13 protein-coding genes, 1 pseudogene and 1 riboswitch are annotated in these 16,601 nt (G+C 42.0%); of the genes and pseudogenes, 11 read left to right on the top strand and 3 right to left on the bottom strand.

The features are described 5' to 3' along the window. Window positions 1–17 precede the first annotated feature (17 nt). Window positions 18–518 (top strand): fasciclin domain-containing protein, encoded by a 501-nt coding sequence (locus ACHFJ9_RS05785; protein ID WP_395354190.1) that lies wholly within the window; start codon window positions 18–20, stop codon window positions 516–518. Window positions 519–791: 273 nt separating this feature from the next. Further along, window positions 792–892: riboswitch (cyclic di-GMP riboswitch) on the top strand. Between the two features lie 106 nt (window positions 893–998). Beyond that, the gene (gene gbpA / locus ACHFJ9_RS05780) at window positions 999–2,462 is read left to right on the top strand and encodes an N-acetylglucosamine-binding protein GbpA (RefSeq protein ID WP_395354188.1); all 1,464 of its coding nucleotides are present in this window, start codon (window positions 999–1,001) and stop codon (window positions 2,460–2,462) included. Window positions 2,463–2,515: 53 nt separating this feature from the next. On the opposite strand, the gene ACHFJ9_RS05775 is transcribed toward gbpA, so the two are convergent. Together ACHFJ9_RS05775 and ACHFJ9_RS05770 are read right to left on the bottom strand one after the other, a co-directional pair. Further along, complete coding sequence (locus ACHFJ9_RS05775) at window positions 2,516–3,388, bottom strand: patatin family protein (RefSeq protein ID WP_005397800.1); 873 nt, start codon at window positions 3,386–3,388, stop codon at window positions 2,516–2,518. A gap of 179 nt (window positions 3,389–3,567) precedes the next feature. Further along, window positions 3,568–4,209: a MarC family protein gene (locus tag ACHFJ9_RS05770; RefSeq protein WP_046875716.1), complete on the bottom strand. Its 642-nt coding sequence runs from the start codon at window positions 4,207–4,209 to the stop codon at window positions 3,568–3,570. Between the two features lie 195 nt (window positions 4,210–4,404). On the opposite strand from ACHFJ9_RS05770, the gene nfsA reads away from it, so the two are divergent. Continuing rightward, window positions 4,405–5,127, top strand: coding sequence for an oxygen-insensitive NADPH nitroreductase (gene nfsA / locus ACHFJ9_RS05765; protein ID WP_395354185.1), 723 nt, complete (start codon window positions 4,405–4,407; stop codon window positions 5,125–5,127). Between the two features lie 68 nt (window positions 5,128–5,195). Here nfsA and ACHFJ9_RS05760 read toward each other — a convergent pair whose 3' ends face one another. After that, window positions 5,196–6,095 carry a hypothetical protein gene (locus ACHFJ9_RS05760; RefSeq protein ID WP_048625431.1) on the bottom strand — a complete coding sequence of 300 codons (900 nt, stop codon included), beginning with the start codon at window positions 6,093–6,095 and terminating at the stop codon, window positions 5,196–5,198. A 458-nt stretch (window positions 6,096–6,553) separates the two neighbouring features. Between ACHFJ9_RS05760 and ACHFJ9_RS05755 the strand changes: the two genes are divergently transcribed. From ACHFJ9_RS05755 to ACHFJ9_RS05720, 8 genes and pseudogenes are all read left to right on the top strand, one after another. Beyond that, entirely contained in the window at window positions 6,554–7,672 is a 1,119-nt protein-coding gene (locus ACHFJ9_RS05755; protein ID WP_006740798.1) for a polysaccharide export protein, read from the top strand. A 130-nt stretch (window positions 7,673–7,802) separates the two neighbouring features. Then, a complete protein-coding gene (locus ACHFJ9_RS05750) occupies window positions 7,803–8,243 on the top strand; it encodes a phosphotyrosine protein phosphatase (RefSeq protein ID WP_031780663.1) in 441 nt (146 codons plus the stop codon). 55 nt (window positions 8,244–8,298) lie between these two features. Next, window positions 8,299–10,464: a polysaccharide biosynthesis tyrosine autokinase gene (locus tag ACHFJ9_RS05745; RefSeq protein WP_048625432.1), complete on the top strand. Its 2,166-nt coding sequence runs from the start codon at window positions 8,299–8,301 to the stop codon at window positions 10,462–10,464. A 366-nt stretch (window positions 10,465–10,830) separates the two neighbouring features. Beyond that, on the top strand, window positions 10,831–12,096 hold the full coding sequence (locus ACHFJ9_RS05740) for a DUF1835 domain-containing protein (protein ID WP_395354182.1): 1,266 nt from the start codon (window positions 10,831–10,833) through the stop codon (window positions 12,094–12,096). Between the two features lie 402 nt (window positions 12,097–12,498). Then, the gene (locus tag ACHFJ9_RS05735) at window positions 12,499–13,803 is read left to right on the top strand and encodes a dicarboxylate/amino acid:cation symporter (RefSeq protein WP_395354180.1); all 1,305 of its coding nucleotides are present in this window, start codon (window positions 12,499–12,501) and stop codon (window positions 13,801–13,803) included. A gap of 110 nt (window positions 13,804–13,913) precedes the next feature. Then, a pseudogene (locus tag ACHFJ9_RS05730) lies at window positions 13,914–14,281 on the top strand (IS3 family transposase); the annotation flags it as partial. 645 nt (window positions 14,282–14,926) lie between these two features. Further along, window positions 14,927–15,400: a DUF6795 domain-containing protein gene (locus ACHFJ9_RS05725; RefSeq protein ID WP_234702581.1), complete on the top strand. Its 474-nt coding sequence runs from the start codon at window positions 14,927–14,929 to the stop codon at window positions 15,398–15,400. Continuing rightward, window positions 15,400–16,593, top strand: a complete 1,194-nt coding sequence (locus tag ACHFJ9_RS05720; RefSeq protein WP_237284479.1) for a lipase family protein — start codon at window positions 15,400–15,402, stop codon at window positions 16,591–16,593. The genes ACHFJ9_RS05725 and ACHFJ9_RS05720 overlap by 1 nt, the downstream gene beginning before the upstream one ends. Window positions 16,594–16,601 lie beyond the last annotated feature (8 nt).

The following is a 16,601-nucleotide window of genomic DNA, read 5'->3' as shown; positions in this document are numbered from 1 at the left end:
CTCGTAAGGAACATATTATGTTTAAACGTATCTTGGTTATCACGGCTACATTGATGGCGACTTTATCTTTTATGCTTCCCGTCAAGGCTCATGAGCATGGCATGATGAAGGCTGATATTGTCGACGTTGCCACTGAAAACGGCTCTTTCAATACACTTGTCGCTGCAGTGAAAGCGGCTGATCTAGTCGATACACTCAAAGGAGAAGGCCCATTTACTGTTTTTGCACCAACGGATGACGCTTTTGCAAAACTGCCTGACGGTACAATCGATACGCTCTTAATGCCGGAAAACAAAGACAAGTTAGTATCCATTTTGACTTATCACGTCGTCCCAGGGAAAGTAATGGCTGCCGATGTTGTTAAGCTGGACAAAGCGACTACGGTTCAGGGGCAAGACGTGATGATTAAAACCATGGGTGATAAAGTCATGGTCAACGATGCAAATGTAATGGTAACCGATGTGAAAGCTAAAAACGGCGTCATTCATGTTATTGATACCGTCATTATGCCTAAATAACATGATTCAGAGGGCGGTATATTCCGCCCTTTAAACGGTGCTTCTTCTATCCTTAATATTGCCCCTTCCCTACCTTCGACCCAACAACCAATCACTCATTCACTCCAGCTATCAAAAAAGACAAAACAACATCAAAACCAATACCTTAGAAACAAAACAGCACAATATCAATGAGGTTGGCGTACCGTTACCTTTCAATTTGAGAACATGATTCCATGTCAGTGTCGTTTACTTTTCCACATGTAAATTCTTGAGCTAAATTTTGGCTGCTCAATCACATTTCGGCAAACCACTCGAAAGGGTGGGACGCAAAGCTTCCGGTCTGTCAGCATTCCATCATCAAAAGTAATGCTCATGATAGCGGGGTTGCCATGTTGCAACACTACATTATCCAAATGTATGGATTCATGCAGCGTTGCTTCGTGCTCAGCATGCGCCGAGGTGTGACATTAATTTGTCAGCCATAACAGAGGACATGTGATGAAATCCTTTCCAACCAAATCCGTACTTACGTTAGCACTTGCAAGTATTAGCTCAGGTGCTACGGCTCACGGCTACGTATCAGAAACCAATGATGGTGTCGCTGCAAGTCGCGCGGCACTATGTAAGTATCCAACACCTGATACTAACGAAAAAAATAATAACTGCGGTGCCATTCAATACGAGCCACAAAGTGTTGAAGGTCCTGATGGTTTTCCACAAACAGGGCCTCGCGATGGAAAAATAGCAAGTGCCGAAACCGCTCTAGCTGCCGCTCTTGATGAACAAACTGCCGACCGCTGGGTTAAACGTCCTATTCAATCAGGCACACAGACTTTTGAATGGACATTTACAGCCAACCATGTGACGCGTGACTGGAAATATTACATCACCAAACCTGATTGGAACCCAAATGCCTCACTATCACGCGACTCGTTTGATCTGACTCCTTTCTGTGTAGTCGATGGCAATATGGTTCAACCTCCAAAACAGGTGAGCCATCAATGTAATGTGCCTACGCGCGAGGGGTATCACGTCATTCTGGCGGTATGGGATGTTGGCGACACAGCGGCTTCATTTTATAACGTGATCGATGTGAAATTTGATGGTGACAGTCCAGTCATTCCAGATTGGACGCAAGGCGGTCAAATTATTCCGACGATGGATTTAAATGTTGGAGATTCGGTTTATACACGCGTATTTGATCAGGCGGGTGAAAACATAGCTTATCGAACCGAGCTAGAAATTACCGATGCAGTCATGGGCAAAGCGAAAAATTGGTCTTACGCTCTAGCAACGAAGATCAACCAAGAGCAAACTAAACTGCAAGCTGGACAGTATGCCGAGGATAAATTCACTCCTGTTTATGGTACTAACCCGGTGTACCTGCAAGCTAATAGCGGCCTTGAGCGTGTAGAAATCGGCTACAAGATAGAAACTCCCGCTCCAGAGTACTCACTCACAGTAGATGGCTTAACAGACGAGTATATCATTGAGTCAACACCGACAACGTTGGATCTGACACTAACTGCTGAAGGCGATTTAAACGCAGAACTCACCGTGTACAATCACCACCGTGAGCCACTTGCAAGCTGGGCAGACGAAATGAAAGACGGTTCTGTGGAGGCTGTATCGCTCGCTTTAAGCAAATCAGAGCCTGGTCACCATATGCTCGTGACTCGTATTAAAGACAAAGATGGCAACTTGGTGGATCAGCAAACGCTCGACTTTCACTTAAAAGAAGAGTCAGTAACGCCACCACCATCTGGCGAGTACGATTTTGTCTTCCCTGAAGGGCTATCTAGCTACACAGCGGGCACAAAAGTGCTTGCAAGCGACGGTGCCATTTACCAATGTAAACCCTTCCCATACTCTGGTTACTGTGTACAGTGGAAAGAAAGCGCAAACCAATACGAACCAGGAACAGGTTCACACTGGGAAATGGCTTGGGATAAAGTCAACTAAATCGCCCTTTGAATGTTAAGTAAAAAGAGCCTCGCTATGAGTCTCTTTCATTATCAAACGCAAAAATGGCAGTTTTCCCGATCTAAACCATGAACACCTGACAAATTGGCCAAATGAGCCCGCCCTTCAATCAGCCCCATTTCATAACCTTCCAATAGAACGGTTTGCCGCATTGATAAGCGCTGAACAGGAAAATTATCTGGTGGTGCAATCACTCTGACATGCGTTCCCGGTGGAGGGTTACGAATAAATTCCAACGATTGATTGTAGTTATCTGCACGTCTTAACATCGCGTCCGCCATTTTAGGATGTTCGGCAAATAACTTCTTCATCAGCCATGTGGTTTTTACTGGCTTCTTGGCATAATTTAGCGGGTGAGAAAGCACAACGGTTATGTCGCGAGCTCCGCGACGATAAGCCTCACGCACCGGGATAGAATCTGCAACCCCGCCATCGGTATAGCAGCCTCCAGAAAAGCAAGGGGTATGCTTGTATGCAATGGGTAACGCTGTTGTCGCTTCAATCGCATGGTGAAAATTATCACGCGTCACGCGATAATAATCTGCCTGTCCTGTATCTACATTCGTCGTCGCTGCCAGAAAAGGAATGCCATTAAACAGTTTATTTTCATCGACGGGATACAAACGATTAGACTCTTCAAACAGCCACTTCACATCAATGAGGTCCCCACCTTTAACGAATCGAGTCGGATCAAAAAAGCGTTTACTCGTTGCCAGCTTAGTAATGACATTAATGCTGCGATGCGGATAGTCGGTCAAATAACCAATCAAGTTTGATGCGCCAGCAGATACACCAATGGCAAAATCAAACGGTTTATAACTCTGCTCTAAAAACGCATCTAGCACTCCGCTTGCGAAGACACCTCGCATCGCGCCACCTTCCACTACAATTGCTTTTGTTGCCATATTTCCCCCATTATTCTTGCCAAAAGAGTAATGAAATTCGTGCAATCAAAACAATTGAATATTCTTATTATTGAAATAGGTGAAGTCTATTTATTTCTTTCTTAGAAAGTGAAAACTAAAGTTCAAAAAATCCACACCAGCTAGAAATGTAGGTGTGGATTTAGACGAGATGGAGACGCCTATGAGAAAACAGTTTTATAGGCTTCGCCCGCGCCATCAATAAACATTTGAGTACCGATAACCGCTAGGATTAAGCCCATCATTTTCGTCACGACGTTCAGAGCACTCGGTCCAACTGCTTTGACCAATTTGTCTCCAAATAAAAACAGTATATAGGTAATAACACACAACACAGCAAAAGAAACGATGGTAATAATGGTTTGATCAAAACCACCCGCCGTAGCAAAGTTCATCGCGGTAGCAATCGTTCCAGGCCCTGCTAATATCGGCATTGCAAGTGGAGAAACGGCAATGCTCAACGCCGCCTGCTGCTGCGCTGGAGAATACGCTTTCTCTTTAGTTTTCTGATGCGTCGAATCACCTTGAAGCATATTAAAACCGATCAAAAACACCAAGATACCGCCCGTTATTCGCAAGGCGTACAGCGTGATACCAAACAAATCAAAAATTAATTTACCGGCGATCGAAAATATCGCAATGATGACAAATGCAATAAAAACCGAACGAAGCGCCATGGAACGTACGGTTTCCCTGTCCTCATCAGCCGTTAAACTCAAAAAGATAGGAATATTGGCGATGGGGTTCATGATCGCAAAGAAGCCCATAAACACCGTGACTGTATGAACGATGAGTTCTTTCATATTTTCCACTGCAGTTAAATTGTTGATTCTAAAAACAGTATATACGCTCTCAAGCAGAACGAGTGATGTATTCTCTATTCATCTTCACACTTATGCGCTAAGCATTGTTTTTCTTTTGAGATAGTTTACCGACTCATTAAATATCGCTAAGGTGAGGCTTCAGCCTTTACATGTAACAGGGGATGTTAAGTCACCATGAACAGTACGATACAAACAATTCTCAATCACCGCTCAATTCGAAATTTCACCTCACAACCTATTGAGAGCGAACAATTAGAAACGATTCTACAAGCTGGCCTTGCAGCGTCTTCATCAAGTATGTTGCAAGTCGTCTCAATTATCCGCGTGACTGATAAAGAAAAGCGTACGCTATTGGCACAATATGCGGGGAATCAAGGGTACGTTGAAAGCGCGGCTGAGTTTTTGGTGTTTTGCATTGATTACCAGCGCCACGCCAGTATCAATCCTGATGTGCAAGCTGATTTCACCGAGTTAACACTTATCGGTGCTGTTGATTCTGGCATCATGGCACAAAACTGCTTACTTGCGGCAGAGTCTATGGGACTAGGAGGCGTGTATATTGGTGGCTTACGAAACAATGCTCAAAAAGTCGACGAGTTATTAGGCTTACCTAAAAATACCGCCATTTTATTTGGTATGTGTCTTGGTCATCCAGATCAAGCCCCTGAAGTTAAGCCACGTCTACCTGCTCATGTCGTGGTGCATGAGAATCAATATCAAGACCTAAATTTGGATGATATTCAGGCTTATGACCAAACTATGCAAAACTACTATGCAAACCGTTCGAGCAATCAAAAACAAAGCACTTGGTCACAAGAAGTCACCAGTAAACTAGCTGGCGAATCACGTCCGCACATCCTGCCTTACTTAAACAGTAAAGGGCTCACTAAAAGGTGATGACCACAGTACGATAGGATCAAAAAAGGCCTCTGAGAGGCCTTTAGAATTTATTAGCAAAAACTCGCTTAGTTACCACCTGTCGCGCCAGTGCCATCTCCAGGTTGTGGTTCTGGTTTAATTGGCTTACCAGGTTTCGCTTCAGGAATGGTAGGAACAGTTGGTTTAATTTGATCTACAGGTTTACCTTCAGCGATATCTTTTTCAACCTGCTCAACAACGTTCTTTGTATCTTCTTCAGAAATCTCTACGTAAATCACTTCATCAGAACCCGCGCTAGCTTTAGGGTAATGTGGATTCTTCGCAATCACTTCTTCGGTAATCGATTTTGCAGCAACTGCTACAGCTTCAGGTGCAGCTGTTGGGGTTGCTTTAATGATATCCGATACAACGTTCGCTGTAGCAACTAACTTCGTAGCAAGTTCACTATTACCGCCTTCACCTTGAAGATCTTCAACTACTGACTCTGTATCACGAAGGATTTCATCAACCGTTTTACCACTTGCATTGATATCAATACCTAAGTTCTCGAATACTTTTTCGGCGATATCAGAAGAGTAAACCTCACCTTCTTTCAAAGAGTTAGAAACCAAAGTCGTAAATGGAGAGCCTGTTACTAATGAATCCGCCTGCGCTAAGCCTTGAGGGATTTTGTAGTCAGATGTAATAGGTTTGCCATTTGATGCGTCTTTACTCTCATCAGTATGCGTCAATACGAAAGCACAGTCACCTGGCGCATTTACGACATTGATATTTTCAAAACGCGCTTCACCAACCATACCTTCATAGTTTGTTGTATTTTCAATCGCGTCGTATGTTTCACCACCACATACAGCTTGAACCTTCATGCCGATAACAGCTGGGTCATAAGCCTGTACTGAGTATGTTTTTACCTCAGGATCGCTGTCACTACCACAACCTGCTAGTAGGACTGCTGCCACACTTGCCGTTAAAAGTTTGATTTTCAAAATTAGCTCCAATATTTGTTGTTATATCCGACCGCAACAGGAAGCATAACGGCAGTTGCATATGGTGTAAATAGTATACATACAACTTTGGCATGAGTTTTTTCACATTCCCGCCTGTTTACTTGTGCAAAATCATGCATTCATCTCAATAACGTTAAATAGACACAATTTTGTCATGTATTCGTCAGTATTTTTTTAAGTATCTTGTTGCCTTTATTGCAACCAGATGGATAATAGTTGACTATTTTTTGTGGGTCAGATTTTTACACCTTCATTAATGAAACTAAGAGCTCTAAGTCGCTAGCAGCCATTTGGAGTGTTTATTACACAAATAATTCTGAATGGACTCGCTTTCTAAAGGCTTAAAACTGCAGTAAATCGTCAACATTGATGAAATGCAGTTCAATTAGAATGAACCAATTTCAGTCGGCAAACTTTCTTTCGGTAGTTATAAACCAATGAACACATTTAATAAATTTTTGGGGATATCAGTACTTCCTATCCTTCTTACAGGGTGTACTCTGCCTGGTAGCCACCTTTCGGTCAGTGACAAAACAGTAATGAGCACTGAATCGAGTGATATAGAATCGCAGGTTACGGTTTATCCTTTAACTTTGGAGCGAGTGACCTCTTTAAATTCAATAGATCCTTTTTCAAAGCCAAATCCAGAGTTAGATATTGAAATCGCCAAGTATGAATACGAAGTAGGACCTGGCGATATCTTAAATATTACTATTTGGGACCACCCAGAGCTCACGATCCCAGCTGGCTCATATCGTAGTTCAGCCGAAGCAGGTAACTGGGTGCACTCAGATGGCACGATCTTCTACCCTTACATTGGCGTTGTACACGTTGAAGGTAAAAACGTTCGCCAAATTCGTGCAGACATTGCCAACCGTCTTGCAAAATACATTGAGAGCCCACAAGTCGATGTAAGCGTTGCAGCTTTTCGTTCTAAAAAGACTTATGTGACTGGCGAAGTGAACAAGCCAGGGCAACAACCAATCACAAACATTCCTCTTACACTTCTTGATGCCGTAAATAGAGCAGGCGGACTGGCAGCCGAAGCCGATTGGCGTAATGCAACACTGACGCGAAACGGTGTGGTTGAAAATGTCTCTTTATACGCTCTGATGCAACAAGGCGACTTAACTCAAAACCGTCTTCTAAAGCCAGGTGATATTGTTCATATTCCCCGTAACGATGCGCAAAAAGTATTTGTTATGGGCGAAGTTAACGATCCGAAGCTACTCAAAATTGATCGCAGCGGTATGAGCCTTACTGAGGCTCTAAGTAGCGTTGGTGGCATTAATGAAATCTCCGCCGATGCCACTGGCGTTTTCGTCATCAGACGTTCAAAAGAAGAAGCTAAAATGGCGGACATCTATCAGTTAGATGTTTCTGATGCTTCTGCTTTGGTGATTGGAACAGAGTTTGATCTCAACCCATACGACATAGTCTACGTAACAGCTGCGCCTGTTAGCCGTTGGAACCGCGTTATTGCTCAACTTGTTCCAACCATTTCCGGCTTTAACGAATTAACCGAAGGTGTACTACGAGTACGCACTTGGCCGTAAAAACGACGTGCCGCAAGAAAGTTATCTCTTGCGGTACGCATTCAATAGTTACGTAGCTCAATTGTGCAATATAAAGAAGCAAGCAATTCAGTTGGGATCATAGGCATACAATTTAAAATAGGGTAAGCATTTGTTTTCTAATATTCTTGTCGTCTGTGTAGGTAATATTTGCCGCTCTCCAACAGGAGAGCGGCTTTTGCAGTCTTTACTACCAAACAAACATGTCGCGTCAGCGGGAATCGCGGTGGATAAAAGTCATTTAACAGGAAAAGCTGCTGATGATATGGCAACCACCATCGCGAACGAACATGGCGTAAGCTTAGATGGACACGAAGCACGACAATTAACACCTGAGCTTTGCGCTCAATACGATCTGATATTGGTTATGGAAAAAGGTCATTTAGAAGCCTTAACCAAAGTCGCTCCTGAGGCACGAGGCAAAACGATGCTGTTTGGACAATGGATAAGTGAAAAAAACATTCCTGATCCATACAGACAAAGTAGAGAAGCCTTCGAACATGCTTATACGCTTATAGAAAAAGCAGCAAAAGCGTGGTCTCAAAAACTATAAGCCGCAAGGCTAAATAAATAAACGCCAATGGCAAGGTATTTAAGAAGTTAAAGTAATGACAACACAAACTATTAAGCAATCACGTCAAGCCGACGATGAGATCGATTTGGGAAAGTTATTTGGGATCATTCTTGATGCCAAATGGCTCATTCTATGTACCGTAGTCCTATTTTCAATTATAGGCGTCGGCGTTGCCATTCTATCAACACCTATCTACAAAGCTGACGCTCTTATCCAAATTGAAAGTAAGAGCTCCGGTGGTATTTCAGCGATGGTTGGTGATATGGGAGAGCTGTTTTCAGCAGAGTCATCAGCGACAACAGAAATTGAGATCATTAAATCTCGTATGATTTTGGGTGGTACCGTTGATAAGTTCAACTTAACCACGGTCGTCTCTCCGAATTACATGCCTATCATCGGTAAGGGCTTAGCTCGACTGCAAGGCGAACAAATCAGTCTGAGCGTTTCACGATTTAATACCCCTTCCTACGCAGTTGGAATTCCTCTAACTCTCGAAGTTATTGATTCTGAAAAACAGACGTTCAGACTTATAGAAGATGACAATAACGTCATTTTAGAAGGTAAGGTTGGCGAGCTAATTGAAAAGAACGGCTATCAATTCTTAGCTACAGAAATGATAGCGCAAGACGGCGCATCGTTTACCGTGAGTAAAGTCAGCAAATTAGATGCAATTAATAAACTTCAAGAAAACTTATCGATAAGCGAACGTGGTAAGCAAACCGGGATTATTTCTTTAAGCTTCTCTGGTGAAGATCGCGCTAAGATTCAAGCTATCTTGAACGACATTAGCCAGAACTACTTCTTGCAAAACGTTCAAAGAAACTCAGCAGAGGCAGAGCAAAGTCTCGAGTTCTTGAAAGGTCACCTTCCAGACATCAAAACAAAACTGACCGCTTCTGAAGACGTTTTAAATCGATTCCGTCAAGAAAATGAATCTATCGACTTAGGCCTTGAAGCTCAATCAACGCTGAAAGTGATGGTTGAATTAGAAGCGCAGTTAAATGAGCTGACATTCAAAGAGAGTGAAATCAGCCAGCGCTTTACACAAGATCACCCGGCTTATAAGTCTCTGCTTGATAAACGTGAGACGCTACTCAAAGAGAAAGAGCGTCTTAATAAACAAGTTCAAAAGTTACCGAAAACACAGCGTGAAGTTCTACGCATGACGCGCGATGTAGAAGTAAACCAACAAATCTACATCCAGCTATTGAACAAGGTTCAAGAGCTCAACATCATTAAAGCAGGAACCGTTGGCAACGTTCGAATCTTAGATAACGCTCAATCGTTCTCTAAGCCAATCAAGCCGAAAAAAGCGCTTATCGTTGTGCTAGCAACACTGCTTGGCGGCATGGCAGGCGTGGCTTTCGTATTAATTCGTGCGGCATTCCACCGTGGTGTAGAAACACCAGATCAAATTGAGCAGATTGGTATGCCTGTTTACGCTAGCGTTCCAAAATCTATTCAACAACTGGAATTTGCAAACAAGCTTAAACGAAACAAAGGCAGCAACGATGAGCTAGTCCTTCTTGCTGAAGCTAACCCGGCCGATCTTTCCATCGAGGCCCTGCGTAGTCTTCGTACTAGCCTGCACTTTGCGATGATGGAAGCGAAGAACAATGTTCTTATGATTTCAGGTCCAGCACCATCTATCGGTAAAACGTTCGTATCGACAAACTTTGCAGCCGTCGCTGCGAAAACAGGTCAGAAAGTACTGCTTATCGATGCGGATATGCGTAAAGGTTATTTGCAGCAATGTTTTGGTTTACGTTGGGATAACGGTCTTTCTGATTATTTGAGCGGCAAGACATCCCATAGCAATATCATTAAATCAACATCCATCGACAATCTAGATGTGGTTACTCGTGGCCAAGTACCACCAAACCCGTCAGAGCTTTTGATGCATCCTCGCTTTAAGAGCTTTGTTGACGAAATGTCGGCGCAGTACGATCTTGTGATCATCGATACGCCGCCTGTACTCGCGGTTACCGACCCAAGCATTGTTGGTGCAATCGCAGGAACAACACTGATGGTAGCTCGTTTTGATCAAACGACTTTGAAGGAAATTGAAGTCGCACAAGGCCGCTTTGAACAATCCGGCGTGGAAGTAAAAGGCGTGATTCTAAACGCCGTAGAGAAGAAAGCGTCAAACTCATACGGATATGGTTACGGTTACTATAACTACGCTTACAAGAGCGAGTAATTAATATCTACATGTATTACAAAGCCCTGCTAGACCTAGCAGGGCTTTTTTATTACTGGATCCTGTAATGCATATCTACTAGAAAACGGATGGTCGTTAACATCTACATAGGCATTGGCTGTCAAACTATTCAGCACTTCTTTAATGGGGCTGATATTTTGTGATGCGGTTCTCTCATGAATAGTTGCATGATGGATTGTGAAACCCTACTATCAGTCTGCTCACGCCTAAAGCCCCCAACACTCGCGGAAAGAACTTGGTTCACGGCAACTCTTCTACCCTGCTCTATGTAGCAGGCACAATCTGTTTTTACCTTCTTTTTAGCTTCTATTTAGGCGAGTGTGGAAGAGATAAGAAAGGTGAAAAATGAACTCTACAAATAGCTTCTTAATCAATATTAACCAACAAAAATCCGTTGCTAAAAAAAGGCTCAAAGCTATACGTCAACACGATGATGAGATGTTGGATCTAGTTAAGCGATTTCACTCCAAACCAGAGTCATTGGCTGCCAATACAATTCAATTAGCTGACGTTCAACATTCGCTAGCCAGAGAATTAGGCTTACCAAGTTGGAGTAAATTAAAAGCGCATGTCGAAGAGTTAGAAGCTCACAAAGACGCCATCAAAAAACAATTCCCTCCTCTTGATAGCGAGCTAAAAACGCTCCATGTCCGCTGTGGGCATGATATTCAGCAACGGCTTAAAGACAGCGGATTCGAGGGAACATTTTTAGCCTTAATAGATCCGCTTTGTATTGGCCCCATACCAGCAACACCACAAAACTTCCTTGCCATTCGTGCCCAATATGTCGTAGAGACTCTGCTGCCCGTGATGAAGCGTGAAGATTCAGTGCAAGATATTGTCAAATTTGAGCAAGCTAATATTGATACGCTGCTCAGTGATACATTTGAACGAATCGTCTTTTGGGTCGAACATGACAGCTATGACCAATTAATGCTGCTTCGTGCCCTAACCTTGTTAGAGAATGTAGAAAACAAGGTGATAGAGATCATTGAGTTGAACCAGTTCCCTGGCACTGAGCGATTCATCGGTTTGGGGCAGTTGCCTAAAGAGGCTATTCGCGCTTGTTGGCAATACCGTAACCCCGTGACAGCCAAATTATTCAGTCAGGCTAAACATTCCTGGCACGCTGTCACATCACCGACACCCATCTCTATGGTTAATTTGATCGAGCAGCATGATCTAGATTGCTTACCCAATATGCTCAACGTGCTCATACGCCATATGCAAGAGTTACCTCATTCACAAACAGGATTAAGCTTGACTCAGCAGATTGCATTAGAGGTCCTAAGTTCTCAAGGTCGTTCAATTCTCATCAAAGATTGGTTTGAGCAATATCAACAACGTGAACCTCTACCTTACTTGAGCGATGTGATGTTTTACGCCTTACTCCTCCCTCTAGCACAATGTCAAACGCCTTTAATCACGATTGAGTCACGTGAAAGGGACTGGTGGGAACAGAGCGTCCATATCACTGAGGCTGGTCAGCATTGTTTGGAAGGCTTCATGCTAGCGAAGCAATGCTATTGGGTTGGGGGTATTAGCAATACCAATCAGAATTATTGGTGTTGGGAGCACCTCCAATTATCTACATTGATCAACCATCATTGATTCAGCGGATAGGTAACATAAGCAGGGGCATAGAAGGCTCGTTAGCCCCTTGTGTTCAGCCCAATACAAAAACAGTCAAAAAGAGACGGCTTCTAGCCTGAATAAAATCTAGATAGTTATGCAAGAGCAACATTCCTTAGAGATAATATGCACTCCATTTACTACTAAAAATAAATGTAAACACTCCTTCTTATCGGTTGTATGTTCGATAAAAGTGTTAAAATACAAACTTTTCGACCAGTCAAATAGTTAAGATTTGGTTAAAACTCTATTTTTATTAGTGATAAAGTTCACATCTATTAACCATTTAGAGGATTATTCTTTCGTATTTTCTCACTCCACTGCTACTCTGCTCGCCGCTTTGAAGTGAACTCAAGGTGCATAACTATAAGGAGTGTTCTCATGAATACCAAGAAACCGATGTCGCTAACCAGCCGCGTAATTTTGGGTATGGTAGCGGGTATCTTGACAGGATTTGCAATTCGCACACTTTTTGCCGGCAACGGATTTGTCGACGCATACATTGTTAATGGATTATTTGAAGTTGGTGGACAGATCTTCGTCGCCAGCTTAAAAATGCTCGTAGTCCCTCTAGTGTTTGTTTCACTAGTTTGTGGTACTAGCTCCCTCAAAGACCTTTCTACACTGGGTCGCATGGGTGGTAAAACCCTCGCTTTCTACGTTACAACAACGGCTATCGCGATTACGCTTGCTCTAACTATGGGTACTCTGTTCCAGCCAGGTGCTGGCGCTGACCTAACCGCAGCAAGTTCATTCAAATCAGCAGAAGCACCATCTTTGGGTCAGGTGATCATCGATATGTTCCCAACCAACCCTATCAGTGCAATGGCTGAAGGTAAAACCCTGCAAGTTATTGTTTTCGCAGTGCTATTTGGTATTGCGATCAGCGCAGCAGGCAAACCTGGTGAACGTATTGCAGCGTTCTTCTCTGATCTGAATGAAGTGATCATGAAACTGGTAGCGATTTTGATGAACTTAGCGCCTTATGGTGTGTTCTTCTTAATGGCGAAGCTATTTACTGGTCTTGGTCTGGGCGCAATCGTCAATCTGGCAGAGTACTTCTTAGTACTGGCGGGTACGCTTGTCCTGCACGGCCTAGTCACTTACAGCTTAATGTTAAAAGGTTTCACTGGTCTAAATCCAATTACGTTCCTACGTAAGATGGAAGATGCGATCATGTTTGCTTTCTCGACCGCATCATCAAACGCGACGATTCCAGTGACAATGGAAACGGCTAAGCACCGTATGGGGGTTGAGAACCGCGTATCATCGTTCACAGTACCACTTGGTGCAACCGTGAACATGGACGGTACGGCGATCATGCAAGGTGTCGCAACCGCCTTTATTGCTCAAGCCTTCAATATTGATTTAACTATGGGCGATTACCTAATGGTAATCATGACAGCTACATTAGCATCTATCGGTACTGCGGGTGTCCCTGGTGTTGGCCTTGTAATGCTAGCCATGGTATTGAATCAAGTTGGTCTGCCTCTTGAAGGTATCGCGCTCATCATGGGTGTTGACCGTCTTCTTGATATGATTCGTACCGCGGTAAACATCACTGGTGACAGTGCAGTAACCGTCATTGTCGCAAAATCAGAAGGCGCATTGGATGAAGCTCGCTTCAACGATCCAATGGCAGGCGTAGCCGAAGAAAAAGTGCATCTTAAACGCGCTGACGCCTAAATCGTTTTACGATTAAGTTATCCTGTCTAAGAAAAAACCACCTTATTCTAAGGTGGTTTTTTTGTTTCCATGTGTTGTCCTGAAATGTATTTACACATTGAGGACAAATTATGACTACTGCACATAACCCCTACGTTAAGCGAACCCCGCGTGAAAGCACACTATGCTTTAAATTACAGGTCGTCGATGCTATTGAAAAAGGCTACATGAATTACAAACAAGCCCAAGCAACCTATGTTATTCAAGGGCGTTCAACGGTTTTAACCTGACTAAGAAAATATGGAAAAATGGATTGGATACATAACCCAAGGAAGAACACCATGCATAAAAAACGAAACCGAAAGAGTCTCCGGCTAAAAAAATCCAACGACTTGAAAGAGAATTGGAAGATGAACGGGTGAAGAACCTCTCCTTTAACGAGTTAATTGATATTATCGACTCTGAACATGGGACGAATCTCATAAAAAAGTATCTCGCCTACTATCCTTTGCTTCTCACCATAGAACACCTGCCTTCATACTTTGGTGCAAAAACTACATGATATTTATAATTCCATCGCGTGTGCGCTAAGCTCTTTTTGTATCCATTGGGACCCCTTTCAATTCTTAATTAACTCTGCAATTGCCAGACCACAAAACGTTTTTATCAAATTGAAAGGGGTTATATAACTGACTTATAGCTGTAAGCTTTACGAGAAATCCAGCCTAACTGGAGGCCTCTATACAAAAAGCCAACAGCTAACGAAGTTGGCTTAGTGTAAAAAATGTCAACGCATTTTAATACGAGATGCCCCCGCTAAAGGTGCTAATGTACAGATATAATTGCTTCTAGACTTTTCTTAGTTACGAATCGGTAAGTAGCTAGGTTATGATAATAATTCTTCTGAAGAATTAGAGTTTTACTAGTCTATGTTTATCATTTTGAAAATGACATAAGGGACATTTTCATCATATAGAGATACAAATTCCATTATTAAATTAAAGATCAAAACCAAATCGCGATAGGTAGTAGTCTGATAATTAAGTTGGTACTAAGATACATACATCATAAATTCATGTTTAAAAATAGTCTTTTTTTATTCAGTTTCTCATTTCCAATACTTGCATTAGGTTTCAACGAAAGTATGTTCGGTTTTTTTAAGAAATTTAAATACACATTAAGCCCAGAGATAAAAGGTACTTTAGTTCTTGAGCAAAGACCTCTAGAAAATGTAACCGTTTACTTAGAAGCTAATTTTTTAAAGAATAATTACAAAAGGAGTTCAAGTACTAATGAGTTAGGTGAATTTCACTTTAAACCAGTCATACATTCTCAAAGGTTCAAAGAATCAGCTTTGAATCAAACATATTCATATATCGGAATATATACCTATATAAATGAAGAAAAGAAGTACATTTGGGAGTCCCAGTTAAACTACGTTTCACCGCCTATATTTATAAAAGATAACTTAAATAACCTTTACTGTGAGCTTAAAAATAAAGAATTCCGATATTTTTTCAAAAATATCAATCTAGATAATGCTCGAGATCTAATGGTTATTAGCAATTGCAATTTAAATGGATTTTTATATAAAACAGAGTTTACGGAGGATACATAATGCCGTCTTTAACACCAAAACTTGCATCAGAGATCGCGAATATACCGTATGGAGTATATCAGGGGCAAGGGAGACTAGCGTTCAAGGGACAAGGAGGTTTTGAAAAACACTTTGCATTTTCGCAGCAAGATGTTTTTAGTGGCCGAACTGGAGGTATCACAGGATTAGATCGTATACCATTGTTTAGAAAAGTGATACCTGGTGTAATGAGAACATCTGAAGCGTTTGCGGTAATTGGTGTTGGGAAAGGAAAATATAAGGGAGATTTAGTAATTTCCATTAGAGGGACGCAAAACGCCAATGATTGGGTAACCAACCTAAATGTAGGCCTTAAAGGCTCTCCAAATGGCTCTATTGCTCATGCTGGATTTATTAATTCATTTTCAAGTATCAAACCAAGTATAAAACAATATTTACAGCAATTCCAAAGTTTACCTAACCGAATTCATTGTGTTGGGCATAGTTTAGGAGGGGCTCTAGCTTCATTATGTTCTGATTGGCTGAGAGAAGAGTATTCATTAAGAGTGAATTTATATACTTTTGGCGCACCTAGAGTTGGTTTAGAACAATATTCCCGTAAATCTAGTAAAAGCAACGACAAAGTATACCGCTGTACTCACGGCGCAGATCCTGTACCTAAAGTACCTGTCTGGCCATTTATTCATGCGCCACATAATGGCGATGAGTACCGCTTAGACGCTAGTACTGGCTTTAATTTAAGTGCTCATAGTATGTCTAGCGAAACAAGTTTAGGGTATTTAGATAATGCTAACTCCGAAACGTGGGGAGCAATAAAAGTCAGATCTAACAAGTATTTGTATACTCCTACTAGATTTAAGTTTGAGCACAGAAACCAAGCATCATTTACAGAGTATTGGTCAGAAAGAATTCAAGCAGCATTAATAACATTATTAAAAGATACTGGCTTGTATTCAGCAATAGCAGCCCAAGCCACAGTATCTACTGGAATGACATTTTATGACATACTCGCTAGAAATATAGAAAAAGTAGCTAAAGCATCTAAAGTAAGAGAATTACAAGTCAAAGGGCTTTTAGGCCATATGCTGGTGTTTATTGGAAAACCAGTAACAGCAATTGAAGATATGTCTGCAAAATTTATTAGAAATGTTTTTCTTATGGTATTTGGAAAACTTTATCGAGCAGCACAAATGGCTATTAGCGCTGTACAATAAATTTTCAA

This window comes from Vibrio sp. D3, from assembly GCF_043995865.1.
Lineage (GTDB): Bacteria > Pseudomonadota > Gammaproteobacteria > Enterobacterales > Vibrionaceae > Vibrio > Vibrio diabolicus.
This window is presented reverse-complemented; position numbering and strand designations above follow the sequence as displayed.

Coding starts and splice junctions, on each gene's coding strand:
- ACHFJ9_RS05735 (WP_395354180.1), top strand. CDS start 12,499: ATGAATACCAAGAAACCGATGTCGCTAACCAGCCGCGTAATTTTGGGT.
- ACHFJ9_RS05770 (WP_046875716.1), bottom strand. CDS start 4,209: ATGAAAGAACTCATCGTTCATACAGTCACGGTGTTTATGGGCTTCTTT.
- gbpA (WP_395354188.1), top strand. CDS start 999: ATGAAATCCTTTCCAACCAAATCCGTACTTACGTTAGCACTTGCAAGT.
- ACHFJ9_RS05725 (WP_234702581.1), top strand. CDS start 14,927: ATGTTCGGTTTTTTTAAGAAATTTAAATACACATTAAGCCCAGAGATA.
- ACHFJ9_RS05785 (WP_395354190.1), top strand. CDS start 18: ATGTTTAAACGTATCTTGGTTATCACGGCTACATTGATGGCGACTTTA.
- ACHFJ9_RS05775 (WP_005397800.1), bottom strand. CDS start 3,388: ATGGCAACAAAAGCAATTGTAGTGGAAGGTGGCGCGATGCGAGGTGTC.
- ACHFJ9_RS05720 (WP_237284479.1), top strand. CDS start 15,400: ATGCCGTCTTTAACACCAAAACTTGCATCAGAGATCGCGAATATACCG.
- ACHFJ9_RS05745 (WP_048625432.1), top strand. CDS start 8,299: ATGACAACACAAACTATTAAGCAATCACGTCAAGCCGACGATGAGATC.
- nfsA (WP_395354185.1), top strand. CDS start 4,405: ATGAACAGTACGATACAAACAATTCTCAATCACCGCTCAATTCGAAAT.
- ACHFJ9_RS05755 (WP_006740798.1), top strand. CDS start 6,554: ATGAACACATTTAATAAATTTTTGGGGATATCAGTACTTCCTATCCTT.
- ACHFJ9_RS05740 (WP_395354182.1), top strand. CDS start 10,831: ATGAACTCTACAAATAGCTTCTTAATCAATATTAACCAACAAAAATCC.